The following is a 17487-nucleotide window of genomic DNA, read 5'->3' on the forward strand; positions in this document are numbered from 1 at the left end:
AGTGTCCAACAAACGGAGAGGTTTCCAACATAACCTTTAGAGTGTCCAACGGAAGTCGGTAATTGTCCAACCAACGTAGTGGAGTGTCCAACCAATGTTGGGAAGTGTCCAACAAACGGAGAGGTTTCCAACATAACCTTTAGAGTGTCCAACGGAAGTCGGTAATTGTCCAACCAACGTAGTGGAGTGTCCAACCAATGTTGGGAAGTGTCCAACAAACGGAGAGGTTTCCAACATAACCTTTAGAGTGTCCAACGGAATTCGATAAGTGTCCAACCAAAATACCGGCGTTGGAGTAAGAATTTATATGGTTGGTATTTCCAATTTAATTAAAACCTGTTAAGATAATCTTATAGAACATGGGGACGTCTTCCGCCTGATCGCTATGAATGACCAGGCATCGGGAGGCGTCTTTTTTCTTGCAGCACAAAAACTAGAAAAGGAGGCCGTAACTATGAAAAAAGTATGTACCGTATTACTATCAATTGCGATTGCCGTCAGTTTCTCATTCAGCGCCGGGCAAGTCGAGGCCGCAACTCCAAAAGCCGTGACCTATAAAAACTGCACTGAATTGAACAAAGTGTATAAAGGCGGCGTAGCAAGAACAGCCTCAGTTAAAAACGTAGGCGGTAAAACAAATTACCAACCATTCGTATCCCAGGCACTTTACGACGCAAACAAAAAAAGTGACCGTGATAAAGATTTGATTGCATGTGAAAGGTAAAAATAGAAACAGCTCCATCCGGGTTTTATTATCCGGATGGAGCTGTTTTTTTGTGAAGTTACCCAATTGAGTAATTATCGGAATAGTTTCAGAGTAGACTGGGTGACTGTCACCTTTTGGGGGGCGTCCAACGTAAATGGTAGAGTGTCCAACCATGCCGGCGGGGTGTCCAACAAACCATGGGAAGTTTCCAACGAACCTCGTGAAGTGTCTAACAAAACCAGAAAAGTGTCCAACCAACGAAGAAGTGTCCAACAAAACCGGTAGAGTGTCCAACCATTCCAAGAAAGCATCTAACCATTCCCCGAAATCTCTGAGGGAAAATGACAGAAACCCTAATCAAATCCCTTATAAGTAGTCTCGAATTTAACAATTAGATAAGATTGGAGGTAAATGATCGTGTCAAAGTTTTGTATTGAATGTGGCTCGACGCTGAAAGTGGAAGAACGATTTTGTCCTTCATGTGGGGTGGAACAAAGGACGCCCGCCGAGCAAACCATAGTTGAAGAGGTATTGCCAAAGCGGACTGTAGAGAAAGCACAGAAGGAGAAAATGTCGGTAGGGAGGAAGGTGCTGCTCTCTCTGGCACTAGTTATCATTGCAACCGTCGCCGTCGGTCATTTGACGATTAAATCGATGACAGAGCCCGATAAAACAGTTCTTCCTATTTTCAACGCAATTCTTGATGGCAATGAAGCGGAGTTTTTCGCTAATCTCACAATGCCAAAAGACGTTGAATATGATGCGAAAGCCTACATATCTCACGTAGCGAATCAGCAAATGGACCATTTTCAGAAAACGGTAATGGAGGCGGCAAATCATGTTTGGGACGATGGGATTACTCGTGTTGTTAAACATGAAGATGGGTCAGAACTCTTCCGTTTGAAGGAGAAAAAGTTCTTTTATCTTTATCCCACAGTCGAGGTCATTCCGATTGGATCGGATGTACAACTTGAAACAGATATAACAGGGGCGCAGATTTCATTAAACAAAAAAGAGTATGAATTGAATGGTGAAAATATCGAACTTGGAACGTTTCTACCTGGAAGCTACAACATGGAAGTCACTACAGAAAACGCAATCATTCCTAATAGCGCTATGTGGCCGATTCCGATTACTACGAATGAAAAAGTGAATCTTATTTCATTACTGAATGATGATTTTATGGTGTCGTTGGATGGTGACCAACTGGATAGCATCGTATTTGTGAACGGCAAATCAACGGAAAAGCCCCTTTCAGAATTGCAGAAAATCGGTCCTATTTTCAGTGATACTGAGGTGAAGGTTTTCATTCAAAAGGAGACGCCTACTGGTGAATTGGCAAAAAGTAACGAGGAAATTGTCACAATTGGGTCGGACGTCTATTTATCCTATCCATCCGACGTCAGCTTTGTCGTAAAAACACCTGAAGAAATTGCGGAGGAGACATTTGACCGGAATGACTTAGGGCAATTTGTCATAGGCTTTAGGGATGCCTACCAAATAGCGTTGAACAACAAAGATTTCGCCATCATTGAACCGTATTTAGCGCCTGGATCAATCGCTTCCAAGGAAATTAAGGACTTCATCGGTGACATAGGCAATGAGTATTACAATTATAATTTCACGCGTAACGAAGTGCGTGGAATCGAGTTGAAGGTGGATGAAGCATCCGTTAAAACGTATGAAGAATTCTACTTCACAAATCACAAAAATGACGTCATTTTCTACGAGCGTGATAAACAGTACGATATTCAAATGGATGCCAATGGAGATTTTAAAGTATATAAAATCCACATCTCCGATACGAAACGAAATCGATAAGAAAGTTGATTTTATAATAAAAAATGGGGGAGAATTCGAATATGAATTGTGTGAATTGTGGTCATTCACAACAAATAGGTAAATTTTGCGGGAAATGTGGGACGCCTTTCGCCCCTATAAATAATGGAACAGAAATGCCGGAGAAGGCGGCAACAGCGCCAAATATAACGCATGCACAACAAGCTTCGGTAGAACCAAATATTCATGTAGAAAAGATTAAAGGCCAAACAAAGATCTACGGAAACTATTTTATGCAACACCTGAAACGGCCTTCGCACGCATTCAACCGATCCCATGAAGGCTTTCAAAACGGGCTGATTAGCGTTATTCTATTAGGTGTCTTTTTCGCATTAACAGTATCCGCCTTTTCAAGTGGTTTGCTTTCCGGGAATGGATCGAATTTCATTTCAGTTTTCAGTAGCACAATTTTTTCAATAGTAATTATGATGGGTCTTCCGATAGTTAGTTTATTCATCATCAATAAACTTTTTGGACCGCAGTTTTCATTCAAATCGATTATCAGTATCTATGGTGCGCATTTATCGCCATTAATCATCGGAGCCGGAGCGGCCTTTTTACTGGTATTATTGAAGTCTTTTATAGTTGGAAATATAATATTGGTCGTCGTACTCCTATTCGCCATCTTCATTTTGCCCTTATACGTAATTAGTGCCTTACTAACAAAAAAATCGACAAACACACTTGATCCGCTTTATGGATTCACCCTTTATCTTGTCTCATTTGCCATCCTACTCATCATCTCCATCACCATTTTGGCTGACTCCGCCCTCGGCGAATTCATCGAGATGTTTGAAATATGGTAATGATATTTTTGAGGAACACCATTAAAAACAGCCCCAAACCAGACATCATACCTGGATTGGGGCTGTTTTTTGTTGTACTTCTTGATTTTTATTATTGTCAGAATTGTTTCGGATTTGACTTGGTGACTGTCACCCACTATTGATAAATGAAAATATCCGAAATCCGGTAGTACCCGGATTCGTCAATAATGACCGTATAGTCTTTTTCACGTTCGTAGTAGATAAGTTCACCTGCAGCTGTAGTAAAGTCGAATTGTTCAAGTGTCGATACGGTCGCAAATTGGTCATGGATCTCGATGCCAGTGACCGCATTATTCTTGAAATCAAATGTCATTCCTTGACCCGCAATCTCCGCTACATAGTCTTCCAGCTCGTTGTACGCCGCACCGCCCGGCATCAACATATCCTGGATCCAGTAGAAGTCTTCATCCTTTAGTGCCAGTGCATAATAATCGCGAAACTCGAGGATGAAACTTTCCAAGGTAGCTTCATTGAAAGAGGCATTGGCATTGACTTCTTGCTCCTCGACGTAGTCCTCATAATAGGACTCCGCTTCCGTACTAGCACTGTCATCGATGTAATCATCGTAGAAATCGAATGCCCCGGCAACTTGATTGGTCGTCATAGGTGACTGCGCCCAAGAATCCAGGAGATCGACCATGCTATACATCGGAATCGAGAATGCGAAATTATTTTTATTCGTATATAAGAGCGAATTGATTCCAATCACTTTTCCAGTTTTGGCATCCAAAAGCGGGCCGCCGCTGCTTCCTTGATCAATCTGTGCATCAACTTGGTACACATTTTCATAGCTGAAATCAAAATCGATATTGCGATTAATGCCGGTCAAATAACCGACGGAAGCGGAGTTTTCAAAACCTTGAGGGCTACCGAGCGCAATCACCTCGGTTCCAATCATCGATTCGTTCTTCTCGACGGAAAGCGGTTCCACATTTGCATAGTCCGCAACCCGGATCAATGCGACATCATAGCGATCCGATATGCCAATAACCTGCCCGTGTGTGTCCTTGCCATTCGAATTCCTGACAATAACATCCGAGTAACCCGCCACAACATGCGCGTTCGTGACAATCAAACCGCCCTTTTTATAAAGGAATCCGGATCCCAATCCATCTTGTGTGAAAATCGTATAAACCTTCGGCAACGAATCTTTAATAACCGCCGTCTTCTCTTTTTCAAGACTCTTTGCCTTCTGGACGACAGGTTGCACAACGGCCTTTTCGACAGGTTTTTTGACCTGTTTCACTTCTTCCGGTTCTTCTGCAACAACACTCTCCACAACTTCGCTCGGCTTCTTCTCGTTCAATACTTGAACCAGCGTATATCCGACGCCAGCCATGACGAAAATACTAACGAAAATGCCTATCCATAACCATACTCTTCCCGTTGAACTTCCCGATTTCTTCAAAGGGGTGCCACAACTACCGCAAAACTGCGCATTCGCTTCATTCTTCCCCCCGCACTTCTGACAAAACATAGTAAAACCCCCAGTAGTTTATTACTATTAGTATCGGCCTATTCACATGGAAATGAAAGGAGTTTTTGAAAGTTCTCCTTCCGAATTGAGGGGGAAGTGAGGGCGGGAATTCTAAGAATGGAATAATTATCTGAATAGTGTCTGATTTGACTTGGTGACTGTCACCCAGTGGAGTGTAAGTGTCCAACGAAGTTCATCCAAGTGTCCAACGAACTCAGTAAAATCTCCAAACAACCCGCGTAGATGTCCAACGAACCCAGCCAAGTGTCCAACGAATCCACGTAAGTGTCCAACAAACAGGAGAGTCTCCAACGAAACTCTCCAAGTCTCCAACGAATCCAATAAAGCCTCCAACCAATCCCCAATAGTGTCCAACCATACCAAGAAAGTGTCCAACCAAACCTTCACCGGACACCAATCACACCTAACTTCCCGTCACAAAAACCATCTCATAATCCTTCCCATGCTCCACAAACAGCAATAATCGATAGGTCGTCCGAGGAAGAAGCAATCCGGTAGGGGAAACTATAATCTCTTGCTCTTTGATATTGGATGTCAACGTCGTCTTAACTTCCTTATCCCCTCTAAGCAGCTTAATCTTAACCACGTCCCCATCGGTTAATTGCCGATCGAATGTAATCGTCCATTTTGCATCCAGCGGAACATTGCGTTGCTCTGGAAATGGGATATATTTCGTGGAAGCTGTATCTTCTTTATTTACAAAAAGTCCTTCATCATAGCTCGTGACATTGACGATCCCTTCGCCGAAGAGGGGGTCCCATCCAGTGGCGCCGCGGTCGTCGACGTATTTCTTCAGCAATCGGTCGATGTCCGCAACCGATCTTGTTGGGTCTTCCAGTTTCAACATTGTAGCAAGCCCGCTTACGAATGGGGTCGCCATCGATGTACCGCTCATACTGGCGAATCCATGGCCGGGCATGCTTGAAATGATGTCGACTCCCGGTGCGGATACGTCAATGGACGCACCTGTATTACTGAAACTCGCTATCGAGTCACGTTTGTCCGTTGCGGATACGACAATCACTTTATCTTCAGACGCCGGATAAAAATTTTTGGTATCTATGCTTTCATTCCCAGCAGCGACAACGACTGGCACGTTTCTTGAAAGGGCATATTCAATCGCGTCCGCCAAGTAGGGGGAGTACTCTTCACCGCTGAAACTTAAATTGATAACATCCGCCCCATTATCCACAGCAAACCGGATGCCGTTTGCAATATCCGAATCATACCCTTTGCCTTCCTCATTAATGGCGCGAATCGGCATAATTTTAACATTCGCGGAGGTCGTTTCCGCGATGATACCCGCAATATGCGTGCCGTGGAAGTGCACATCCATCGGGGTCGTATCGTTGTTAATAAAATCAAAACCACTCACAATCCGATCTTTCAGCAATGGATGTGTGTAGTCGACGCCTGTATCGATAATAGCGACAATGGCGCTGCCCTCAATCGGGTTGGTTATTGATTTCAACCTATTCGCTCCGACCCGTTCAGTTCCCCAAGAAACAGTTTTGACGCTGTTTTCTTGTATGTCAATCGAACGGATGAAGTCAGGCTGAAGCACTTCCACAACCCGTAATCCCTCAACTTCTTCCAGCAATACACTTTCCACAGACTGATTGCCTTCATCGTCCACCACTTGAACAATGATGCGATCAGTTTCCTCAGCGAATACAGGGGACGCCAAAAATACGCCTGTTAAAAAGACGGTACTTGCCAATAAAAACTTCCTCAATTACAACACCTCGGATTCATAGTTACTGCTGTATTTATCGGCTATAACTATGAAGTATTGAACTGCATGCTGATTATATTTCATTAGTCATTTCATGAAAAATCCCTCCATCGGCACGTCATATTCCATGAAAATATCACTAAATAATGCCTCATTAATCAATTTACGCAAGACGCCATCGTAGTAGCCGGGGATATTACGAATATCTTTATGCTTGGATGCCTGCACGGAAATTTGAAGAGCCCGAATCGCTAACTCCTCGAATAAATCGCCCTTATCCTCGTAGATGCTGAACTTCAACATACGAACCGATTGACTCCGATAGACGCCAAAAATACGACGTGCCAACGTGCTATCCCCAATTGTCGATGCAAGTAAAGCCTTCATTTTCCCGAACAGCGTTGTAGGGGACAGTTCCGCAGGAGACGTTCTCTTAAGATCTTTAGTTATTATAGATTTAGAAAATAATGGTTCAGAGTCGGCATTATCCACCTGCGGCTTACTGTCACAAGGCTTCACAGCTTCTTCAGGAGTGGTCAATTTCGACTGGTCAATGAAAGGCAAAATGATATAAATATTGGCGCCCAGACCGCTCATAACGGGACGGATGAAATGTATGCGCTCGATGATACCGAGCTTCTCCAACTTACGGATCGCCCGCCGAACAGTCACATTAGACTTAACCACACCTTTTGCCATCGTGTCATGTTTCAAATGGGCGGCACCATATTTAACCGAATAACGGCGAATCAAATCAAGAACAGCCCGATCAGTAGCGTTCATTTCATTCCAGTTGGCAGCAATATGCCGCTTCGCAGCCTCGTCCATATCATGCTTGTCCGTAAACTTTGCGTACTCTGTTAAGTAAGTCGTCATCGAATGTAATCCCCTTTATTCTTTATATAGAAGGAAAACACCAAATAGGGGACAAAAATGTGAAATGATTTTTTGAAATTGGAAAAGCCCCTCGATTGGATTGAGGGGCTGGAGATAAGGTGGTGTCTAACATAGTTAGGGAAGTGTCCAACGAAGCCGGCTAAATTTCCAACCAAACCGCGGGAGTGTCCAACGAAGGGAAGAGTGTCCAACCAAAACGGTAAAGCGTCCAACCAATCTGGTGAAGCGTCCAACAAAGCCGGTTAAGTTTCCAACCAAACCGCGGGAGTGTCCAACGAAGGGAAGAGTGTCCAACCAAATTAGTGAAGCTTCCAACCAAGCTGGTGAAGCGTCCAACAAAGCCGGTTAAGTTTCCAACCAAACCGCTGAAGTGTCCAACGAAGAGACGAGTTTCCAACCAAACTGGCGAAGCTTCCAACAAAGCCAGCCAAGTGTCCAACCAACTCCCTGAAGCCTCCAACCAAACCCCGAAACCCTCCAACCATCCCCAGTCTGATCTCCCAATCCACACCAAAAACGCCAAGGAGAAAAAATCCCCTTGGCGTTCCACCAATCCTAGTTATTCACCCCATGACTAATCAAGTTCGTCAATATCCGATATCCTCCAGGAACCTGACTTTGCGTTTGGCGATAAAAGACAAGGTTCGTATAAAGGTAAGTGCCTTTACCGTGTTTGGCCATCAAGATGCCGCCTTCGAAAGGAGATTCGTCGGGGTCGGCCATGCTGACGAATGTTTCAAAATTGGATGCCCATTCCATCGGGTAATAGAGGCCCCGTTCTTGGACCCAGTTCGCCCAATCCGAATCGCCGACTTTGTTCGGGAATGAAAAGAGTGTGGAGTCCGGTTGTGTGACAGTTACTTTTGCATTTTCGTCCGTTACGCGCCACTTAATGGATGGATTTCCGATGACCAGCTTGAATGGAGCGGATGAATCTGCATTCCAATTGTCATTTGGTTTGTGGTATTGCATAACGACGTGTCCGCCGTCTTCTACATATTTCAATAGGCGGTCATTGTTTTCGAAGAGATCTTCTCGTGACAAATATGCCCGAATGCCAACGACAATCGTATCGAATTGAGATAGATCTCCGCTTTCAACGTCTGCGGGGGATAGTTTTGTGATGTTCATTCCGGCGTTTGTCAGTTCGTCTGCAACGGTATCGAATCCGCTTTCGATATAACCGACGTTAAGTTTTTCAGGAATATTTAATTCAAAAGCGACTGCATTGAGCTGGGCTTTAGATTCCAAATAGTATTTTCCGATATGGTCATATTCGATTTCTTGGATGACGGATGTGAATTGCTTGCCATTCCACTCGGCTGTGATAGCGATTTCGAGTGAACCTTCCATCATTTTAGCGGGTGGAGTCAAATGGAACACGACTTCTTGTGTTTCATACTTTTTAGTGAATGTTACCTTTTTTTCATTAGAAGGAGTCGTCCACCCTTCTGGAACATCAATTTTGATCGTTGGTTCTGCAGCGCCGTCTTGGTAGTTTTTCACTTGAACTTTTATTGGGATTTCTTGTTGGGGATGAAGCGTATTCACCACAACGCTGGTCGGATCGGTTGTTACGCTGAATTCGGGCAGAACCGCAACTGTCCCCTCGAAATTTTGAATATGACGGACTTCTTCACCAAGCTCTTTAAATGTAAGTTCAGCTTGCAGGGCAGGTTCATTGTACGCGTGGTAATAAGCTGCATCTTTCGGGACAGTCACTTTGAAATCAATCGTTGCAGATTCACCGGGCTTCAAAGTCGACACTTTAGACGTTTGGACAATCTGCCAATCCTTATCAGATATAAGGGAAGGCGAAAGATTTTTCAAGTTAGCTGTGCCGTTGTTCGTGATCGTTACTGTTGCAGTCGCTTCTTCACCAGCTGTCAGAACGTTGTCGGGTAACATTGCGACGATCTCTACACTTGATGCAATATAAGACGTTTCTTGTAATTGCTCATTTTTCGTTTGAAGTTTGCTGAGCAATTTTGTTTTTGTAGCATCGGGAAGCTTGGATTTGTTTACATCTTTCATTAGACTGCGAACTTCCTTTAAGCTTTTTTGAGAAAGTTCAAGAACCGCTGAACGATCTGGATAGGCGAGTTGTGTTTTATCCAACGCGTTTTGCAGGGAAATGAATTTTTTTGCTAAGCTTTTATCTGTGTTTTCGAGTTGCTTTGCCCAGTCCGAAAAGTCATAGGGAACTCCGGCGAATAGGGAAGGATCGTCTGTTTGATTGAAAGCAGTATGAATTAATTCAAAATTAACGGTTCGCGGCTCGACTTTAATCGTGGATCCCATACCTTGGCTCTTATGCATAAAGCGGGAAGCTTCTCCTAGTTGGGGGTAACTCATCCCGTAAATCTCATCATACATGCCGATTTCAATACCGAGAGTGGCGGTTTCCGCAGAAGCAGCCGGCAAGTAAAGTTTCTCGATTTGCCACGGCGCTAAGCCTTCTTTAAACTGTTCAGGGAAAATCGTTGGATCTGCAGCATCCTGAAATGCCTTTTCCGTCAAAATGGAAATCGTTCTATGATGTCCATGCTGAGAATCAACATTTCTGAATGAAGGCATGACAATATCAGGCTGATAACTGCGAATAAAGCGGATCAACCTTTCATATGTGACCTCTTCACCCCACTTTTTCAGCGTTTCTTCAGGCGTCTTTTCAAACCCGAAATCATAGATGGAATCGGAAGTCGTTTCACTTAAATGATACGCTTTCACATTGGTGATTTTCGCAGCTTCGATCATTTCCTGGGAGCGAATGATACCCAATGCATTCCCGAGTTCAGTGCCGATTTCATTTTGTCCGCCTTCCCCGCGATTCGCGATTAAGCTGGACGTTTTCACACCTACCCCTCGGGACAGGTAGGCTAATAAATCGCTGCGCTCGTCATCGGGATGCGCGCCAGTGTTTAGAAAAGAGATAGTCGTATCGAGAGGTTTCAGTACATTCCACAATTCCGTATCGTGCTGTTCTTCGGACGACGCGGATCTCGGAAATCCACTGATGGTGGAAAGGGCCAAGAGTAAAGAAAAGAAAAGTATCGCGGTTTTCTTCATTGCAATTTCCCTCCTTATTTTTGGAGGTTATTTGCTGAACAAGGGGGGAGTATCTAAGGTGATTTGACAAATAACCTTACATTTGATGCTATAGGTAACGTGCTTATAAGTAAAGTGAGTGTTCAGTTTACTCGTCAAAATGGTAGCAAGCTCCCTTTAAAACCGGTGAATCGGTGACTTTATACTTACTGGGATTTAGGAGATTAAAAAGAAGGACAGTTCGTTTTTCGTGAGTGAATTGTGTCAGAATTGACTGGGTGACAGGTACTATCTGGTGACGTAAATTGTCAGAATAGTTCCGGATTTGACTTGGTGACTGTCACCCCACCAACCCCAACCAACCCTATCCACCCCTCATCCACGCTCATCCAACGCACTGTCCAACCAACTCGAAGGAGTGTCCGACAAAAAAGAGGAAGTCTCCAACATAGTGAAAAGTCTCCAACAAACCTGTCAAAGCGTCCAACCAAACCCCGCATATATCCAACCAACTTGGCTGAGTGTCCAACCATCTCCGCAAAGCCTCCAACAACCAACCCTTATACACGCTCAGAAAAAAGTCCTCATTTCAAGCATCTTTATATCGAGATATCGGTCAAACATACAAAGAATGTAAAATGAATCTAAAGTATCAAATGTGAAACGGTAATCTTCATAATTTACCAAGTAAGTACCAGTTAACTAGATTACTATCAACTAATTATCACCTAATAAAAGTTAAGGCTATCTATTTAGTGGGCTGAACGGTCTACGTCTAATTCATTAATTACTGGAGTTATTTGACAGTAGGTTATCCAAATGATATTTATTAATATAATGGAAAATCTGTGTGAATTAATGAGGTAAACTTTATAGAAGTGTGACTGAAATCTACTTTAGAAATTTGAGGTGTAGTAGTTGAAGAGTGGCTATAAAAAAATACTGGCACTAACTTTGGGCTCATCGATACTAGTAGGAGGATGTACGGGTGTGGACAATTTAACTAATAGGGAAAAAGTAGAGGTTACTAAACCGTCAACTGAAAATAAGAAAAATGCCTATGAAACAGAGAACTTCGTACGCATACAAGACTACAAAGGGGAAGGCTATAAATTGCGAGATAGCCGACCAGAAACGGGGCAACTGGCTGAAGAAAATCGTGAAGAAATTGAAGAAGCGGTACAACAATTCTTCAACAGTACCTATAAAACGGAAGTCATTGTCCATAACATCGTCGGGGCTGAAGATGGTGCTTCCGTGTTCGTTGAATCGGTGGGTGAACCTCATTTTTACACGTATGCGATTATACCCATCGATGTGGAAAATAAAATCGTGAAAACCGACAATGTATATTCTGAAGCAGGGCAAGTGGAAAATGCGATTCAAGGCGCATTATATGCAATGGTTTATCATCAGGAATTTTCAGCGTTAGATGACTACTTGGAAACCGTGATTCAAGAATATCCTGTTGTAGGGATACCGATAGAAGCGGTGGAAAAGGTCGGGGGTTCGGGTTTCTCAAATTCGGTATACAGAACAAGTAAGCTAGGTAAGGAACTTGAAGGGATTTATAATTTATATTTGAAAAACCCGGAAGTGAGTAAAGAAGAATTAAAAAAGAAGTTGAGTGAAGCTAATTTCAAGCCGGATCAAATGTTGATACTTATCGAATTATATATGAAAGAATCTGATGTGGAACCCGATCAGGCAGTCTTTGATAAAATCGTTTCAGATATTGAGGAAATGAAAGGCATACCAAGTGGTTCATATTCAATTATTTTAAATGATAATTTGATTGATAAAAGAAGAGGAATCGGGACAAAGGATAATTCGTTGGAAAGAACGATGCGTAATGGAATCATGAAAGAATAGGGAAGGAAGGAGAGCGATGCCAAAAGACACTGATGTTTTGCATTCTACTAGTAAGCCCCCTGTTCAAGGGCCAGTTGAATCAGTGAGTATGGAAAAAGTGAATCAAGTCTCGAATACTGCGACAAATGATAAAGATTTAGTTGAATTGGCAGGATATCATGCCTATAAGCATCATGCCACAACAGATGTAATCAATGTTAACGGAACAGATTTTAGTGTAATCCATACTAAATACAACACTGAATCAGGCCTTGACGCATTAACTGTTGAAAACTTTGACACGAAAGAATTGACGATTGTCTTTGTTGGAAGCGAACAATTAAAAGAAGACTGGCTTGGCACGAACTTGAAGTTATTAAGTGATACACCGCCTACACAACTAAAAGAAGCCGTAGACTATTTCAATGAAGTAAATAGGGATCATGGAAAAGTCTCCTCTGTAACAGGAAACTCACTGGCAGGCGCTCTAACAAATGCTGTTGCCATAGAAAATCCTAGCGTCAAAGCAGTTACATTAAATCCGGCTATGCTTCCTGAAGGCATGGTGAATCCCGCAAAAAATTACTCCAATATAACAAACTACTACAGCAAGTATGATTTCCTGACAAGTACACAAGGCACGATTCAATTGGAAAATCGTATTCCAGGCAACAAATATAGCATCAACAACGGGCTCCCGCTATTCTCCATGTTCACATCCAATCATACAGGTTATGTGAAAGCAGACGAAAATGGCAACCATACCATTCAGATAGGACTTGAAGGAGAACCGGGTTACGGCTTCATACATATCGGAGCAGCCGACCATATTGTGACCAGCCTCTGGACAGGGTCCCCCCTTTACGGCGGCTCAGCTGAAAAAATCGCCATCAATCATGAAAACATGACAGCTCTTGCGAACGGAATAAAGGAACATGTGAAAGGTCGAATGGGTTTGGCAACCGGTTATTTGGAAAAGTCCGTCAGTATCGTGGATGATGAAAGTGCCCGTTTTTCTTTACGCGTAACAGTACTGCAGGAAATGTTCAAACAAAAACTGGAAGAAACGGCTGGCGACCCACTTTTCATTGGCATTGCAGGCACAGGTCATCTGATAAAGGGGTGTATTGATAGTCTCATTTCACTTCTGGACAAAGCGGAGGAAAGATGCCGGTTTTTGAACGCAGTTTTGAATTCGAAACCCGCAGAAATTATTGAATACGTAATGTCCATTAACATTAGTGTGGATAGTCTCTTTGCTCCTGTAAGAAGCTACTTACAAGACTTGAAAGATGATGTTGATAACTTAGTCGCTGGTGCGCAAAATATTATTACAAAAGACATACCTGACTTCTTTAGAGGTGGAAAAGATCACTTCGTCGACGCGGTTGTCGGGGAATTGACTGCACACTATGCCGTGATTTTTGCAAATAAAAACAAAATGCATGGGCAGTTGAATGAGTATGAAAACCAAGTTCAATCCGTGGCAGATGCATTTATTAATAAAGACAATAGCTTGGCGGGAGTCATCAGCACAAATGCCTCGACACTTGGTGATACCGATTCAGTACAAAAAACGTCTGTCTTTTCTCTCGATCCCTCGCCGTACTTGGAGACGAGAATGAAGATCAAAGAAATACAAGTCGACTTCGCCCATGCCAATATTACAACAGTAACCACGATGATCCTTACGCCCATTCTTTATGCGATGGAATTTGTACTGTCATTAATAGAGGCTGCTCTGGCAGCAATCGTTTCGAGTATTCATGCGGTCGTAAATGTCGGGTTGTACGGAAATCCTGTCGGGCTGATTGTCAGTCTGTTTTCGGATTACGATCAAAAAGTGAAAGCCGCCGCAAATCGTGCACTGGAACCGATTAAAGAAATGCTATCAACAGTTGAAGGTCTTCGGAACGGGGTCGGTAGAATGATTGTGAACCTGCCCGAAATGATCAGTAATTTCAAACCCTATATTGATACAGCTATTTTTGAACCGGGTAAGTTTGAGAATGTGCGTTTATATAACGTTGCAGCCTCAGCAATCATGGATGAAATGGAAATTCTTTTTAAAGACATTACATTCCAATTATCCCATGAAAAAGGGGATGCAATTGAAGCCTCATTGGAGATTTCGGAAAGTGTGTTACACAATATTCAACTTTTAAGTGAACAGGTGGATCGGGGAACAATTCAGTGATTCATCCACCCAGTAAAGGAGGTGATGCCGCAAAACCTACCGCGGCGAACTTGGAAGTACCTGTAACGAAACGGCTTGCCGTTATCAATACAGTTATTTTATAAAGAAACTAAAATTCTATCTTAAAGGGAGATGTTTTGAATGTCAGGAATTATTCGCGTAACACCAGCAGAACTGGATGCAATGGCATCACGCTACAACCATGAATCAGGGGAGGTTGCTTCACAAATCGGCCGTTTGGACGGAATGATCGGTGAATTGCAATCGATGTGGGAAGGGGCTTCAAGTGCAGCGTTTGCTGAACAATACGAGCGCCTAAAGCCAAGTTTCAATGAAATGCGTGAATTGCTGAGCGAAGTCGGCGTACAACTAAGCCGCGCAGGACAAGCATTGCAAGATGCGGATCAGCAAATCGCAGGACAAATCCGCGGGTAATTGCCCGGATTCAGAAGTTGAAAATAGAGAAGCGTCATTCCTTCAAGGGAAGGCGCTTTTTCCTTCAGTGGGGTGAAAAGGCATGTATATAGAAATTACGGTGGATCTTTCAAATTACGAAGGCGATGTGATCGACCTCAGATTATCCGATTATTATACGATGAAAAAACTGGTTGATATTGCGTGGCAAGCAAATTCCATTTCACAAAGCCCGCGCGAAGGTCACTGGATCCGTGTAGTGAATAAAGACAAATTATTTCCGGGACATTTGACGCTGGCACATTGCGGAATTACGACAGGAGACCGTATTGAAATCATTTGAAGGAGTCAAAAGAATGGCAACTAACAACCATACATATGTAAAAGATCTCATTGGTGCGGACATTACTGAAGAATCAAACAAAAGCACATTTGTCTTCCAAAAAGAACGAATCGGTTTGAAAAAAAGTACGGAGATCACCTTCTTACAAGAAGTCAGTCCAGAAATCGAAAAAGAGATTGTACTGACGGATGACGAATTGATCATCCACGCAACGATACCAAGTTCATTGAAACGTTTCGATGAAATCCAAACGGAAGACGCCAAGTCTAGATGGATTTTTGCGCATCAGCTTGTCAAAAAAGTCGATGCCCACCCATATCCCCGTCTCAATCAAATCGTCAGCCCCGAAAACATCGTTTACAGCAAAGGGATGACACCCGTTTTCATCTATTACGGGGTAACGGAAAGTTTGCCGCCGTTTAAAAATAACGCAGAACGTGTCTGGCTGGAAACAAAAGCGGCAGTTGCAGCTGCGGTGGATGATTCGTTCACATTTGAAGACTATTTAAAGTATAACGAAGTGCTGGAGCTGAAAGAAACCGGCGCGAAAGTGATGGAAATGCCAGATAGCCAATCACTGCTCGACTATATCGCGCAACAACTAGAACTGTTGGAGGTGAAAGAAAAGACTTATGTGAAACTGCCGCGTAAAAAGTGGAAACTGACGAAATGGTTATCTATCGGGCTTGGTGTGCTACTTATTCCCGCTCTTATATTTGCAACTTTCTATTTCATACACGAAAAGCCGAAAAACGAAGCGTACATCGATAGCCATGAATACTTTCTATTGCGGAATTACAGTCAGGTCGTCACAATTCTAACTCCCTACAGCATAAAGTCGATGCCTTATGTGGTGCTCTATGAGCTGGCACACTCATCCGTGGCGAATGAAAGACTGGACGAAGAACAGAAAAAGAATGTATTGACGAATATCACGCTGCAGACGGATACGGATTACTTGAAGTATTGGATTTACATCGGTCGGGGAGAAGCCGAAAATGCGCTTGACCTGGCCAGGTCCATGGAAGACGGCGAGCTTATCACTTTCGCATTAGTGAAAAGGCGGGAAGAAATCCAAGCTGATGATAAACTAACCGGTGAAGAAAAACAATATCACTTCCAAGAAATCGACCGTGAATTGGAAGAATATAAAAAGTTAATGGAGCAAAATGAGGAAGAAACTGAAGAAGATAAAGAAGTTGAAGTAGAGAAGCCAGAAAAAGTGGATGCGGTAGAAAAGGAAGTTGAAGCAGAAGCAGCAGATAAAGTGGAAAAGGAAGTCAAAGTAGATTCGGTAGAAAAAATAGAGAAGCCAGTAAAAGTAGAGAAAACGGAACCAGTAGACAAAGAACAAGTAGACAAAGAACCTAATTCGTAAAAGGAAACGATATATATACTTGGTACTCAACAAATGGAAAGTTAGTGGGTGTTTTGTGAGTATTGGAAAATAGTTTCCAATGCCGCTTCGTCGCTTGGTGATGGCCTCTCGTAATGAGCCCGCCAGAAAATCACTAGGGAGGGATTGAACTGCATCCCTCCTAGGTCCCATTACTTCGGCTCACACTTGTCGCTCTTTCGCTGGAGTCGCGCGATGTATAAGGCGATTATTATAGTTTCTATTGAATACTAAATTGATAGTGCCGAATATCTAGATAGGAATTATGAATATTAAATGGAGTCATAAATATTACAGGGAAATCTAGCGAAGGCGCCTAACAGCGGTAGCCGAAGCGAAAAGACTGGCGGTGGTTTTCTGCCTGGCTTATCGCGAGAGGCATCCGCAAGCGCCGAAGCGTGTACTATGGGAAACATTTAGTTAAGTCTATATACTCGGCACTCAACAAATAGAAAGTAAGTGAGTTTTTTTGTGAATCTAACTAGCAAGTAGTTTCCAATACCGCTTCGTCGCTTGGTGATGGCCTCTCGTAATGAGCCCGCCAGAAGAACACTGTCAGTCTCATTACTTCGGCTCACACTTGTCGCTCCTTCACTGGAGTCGTACGTTGTATAAGACGATTATTATAGTTTCTATTAAATACTTATATACCCAGCATTTTTAAAAGTAGAAAATAAGTAAACTTTTTGTGATTAGTACTGGTTAGCAGTTTCCAATACCGCTTCGTCGCTTGGTG

Annotated in this window: 13 protein-coding genes; 8 read left to right on the top strand and 5 right to left on the bottom strand. The window is 43.0% G+C overall.

The window, feature by feature from the left end; genetic code table 11:
* The first annotated feature begins 454 nt into the window (after positions 1–454).
* The 3 genes from HDC33_RS01890 (at position 455) to HDC33_RS01900 (ending at position 3351) form a co-directional block, all read left to right on the top strand.
* The gene (locus tag HDC33_RS01890) at positions 455–724 is read left to right on the top strand and encodes an excalibur calcium-binding domain-containing protein (protein WP_179390838.1); all 270 of its coding nucleotides are present in this window, start codon (positions 455–457) and stop codon (positions 722–724) included.
* 399 nt (positions 725–1123) lie between these two features.
* Complete coding sequence (locus HDC33_RS01895; RefSeq protein WP_179390839.1) at positions 1124–2527, top strand: TcaA NTF2-like domain-containing protein; 1404 nt, start codon at positions 1124–1126, stop codon at positions 2525–2527.
* Positions 2528–2568: 41 nt separating this feature from the next.
* Complete coding sequence (locus HDC33_RS01900) at positions 2569–3351, top strand: YIP1 family protein (RefSeq protein WP_179390840.1); 783 nt, start codon at positions 2569–2571, stop codon at positions 3349–3351.
* A 136-nt stretch (positions 3352–3487) separates the two neighbouring features.
* On the opposite strand, the gene HDC33_RS01905 is transcribed toward HDC33_RS01900, so the two are convergent.
* The 5 genes from HDC33_RS01905 to HDC33_RS01925 all read right to left on the bottom strand — a co-directional run bounded on the left by HDC33_RS01905 (position 3488) and on the right by HDC33_RS01925 (position 10571).
* Positions 3488–4849 carry a trypsin-like peptidase domain-containing protein gene (locus HDC33_RS01905; protein WP_179390841.1) on the bottom strand — a complete coding sequence of 454 codons (1362 nt, stop codon included), beginning with the start codon at positions 4847–4849 and terminating at the stop codon, positions 3488–3490.
* A gap of 126 nt (positions 4850–4975) precedes the next feature.
* Positions 4976–5182 carry a hypothetical protein gene (locus HDC33_RS01910; protein ID WP_179390842.1) on the bottom strand — a complete coding sequence of 69 codons (207 nt, stop codon included), beginning with the start codon at positions 5180–5182 and terminating at the stop codon, positions 4976–4978.
* A gap of 91 nt (positions 5183–5273) precedes the next feature.
* The gene (locus HDC33_RS01915; RefSeq protein ID WP_179390843.1) at positions 5274–6605 is read right to left on the bottom strand and encodes a S8 family peptidase; all 1332 of its coding nucleotides are present in this window, start codon (positions 6603–6605) and stop codon (positions 5274–5276) included.
* Positions 6606–6692: 87 nt separating this feature from the next.
* Entirely contained in the window at positions 6693–7481 is a 789-nt protein-coding gene (locus tag HDC33_RS01920) for a helix-turn-helix domain-containing protein (RefSeq protein WP_179390844.1), read from the bottom strand.
* 576 nt (positions 7482–8057) lie between these two features.
* Complete coding sequence (locus tag HDC33_RS01925; RefSeq protein WP_179390845.1) at positions 8058–10571, bottom strand: NEW3 domain-containing protein; 2514 nt, start codon at positions 10569–10571, stop codon at positions 8058–8060.
* Between the two features lie 969 nt (positions 10572–11540).
* On the opposite strand from HDC33_RS01925, the gene HDC33_RS01930 reads away from it, so the two are divergent.
* From HDC33_RS01930 to essB, 5 genes are all read left to right on the top strand, one after another.
* Positions 11541–12422 (top strand): DUF1672 family protein, encoded by an 882-nt coding sequence (locus HDC33_RS01930; RefSeq protein ID WP_179390846.1) that lies wholly within the window; start codon positions 11541–11543, stop codon positions 12420–12422.
* A 16-nt stretch (positions 12423–12438) separates the two neighbouring features.
* Positions 12439–14598 carry an SA1320 family protein gene (locus HDC33_RS01935; protein ID WP_179390847.1) on the top strand — a complete coding sequence of 720 codons (2160 nt, stop codon included), beginning with the start codon at positions 12439–12441 and terminating at the stop codon, positions 14596–14598.
* 141 nt (positions 14599–14739) lie between these two features.
* The gene (locus HDC33_RS01940; RefSeq protein ID WP_067212644.1) at positions 14740–15033 is read left to right on the top strand and encodes a WXG100 family type VII secretion target; all 294 of its coding nucleotides are present in this window, start codon (positions 14740–14742) and stop codon (positions 15031–15033) included.
* A gap of 82 nt (positions 15034–15115) precedes the next feature.
* Positions 15116–15355 carry an ESX secretion system protein YukD gene (gene yukD, locus HDC33_RS01945; RefSeq protein ID WP_179390848.1) on the top strand — a complete coding sequence of 80 codons (240 nt, stop codon included), beginning with the start codon at positions 15116–15118 and terminating at the stop codon, positions 15353–15355.
* 13 nt (positions 15356–15368) lie between these two features.
* Positions 15369–16733: a type VII secretion protein EssB gene (essB, locus tag HDC33_RS01950; RefSeq protein ID WP_179390849.1), complete on the top strand. Its 1365-nt coding sequence runs from the start codon at positions 15369–15371 to the stop codon at positions 16731–16733.
* The last annotated feature ends 754 nt before the right edge of the window (positions 16734–17487 follow it).

The organism is Sporosarcina sp. JAI121 (assembly GCF_013408665.1).
Lineage (GTDB): Bacteria > Bacillota > Bacilli > Bacillales_A > Planococcaceae > Sporosarcina.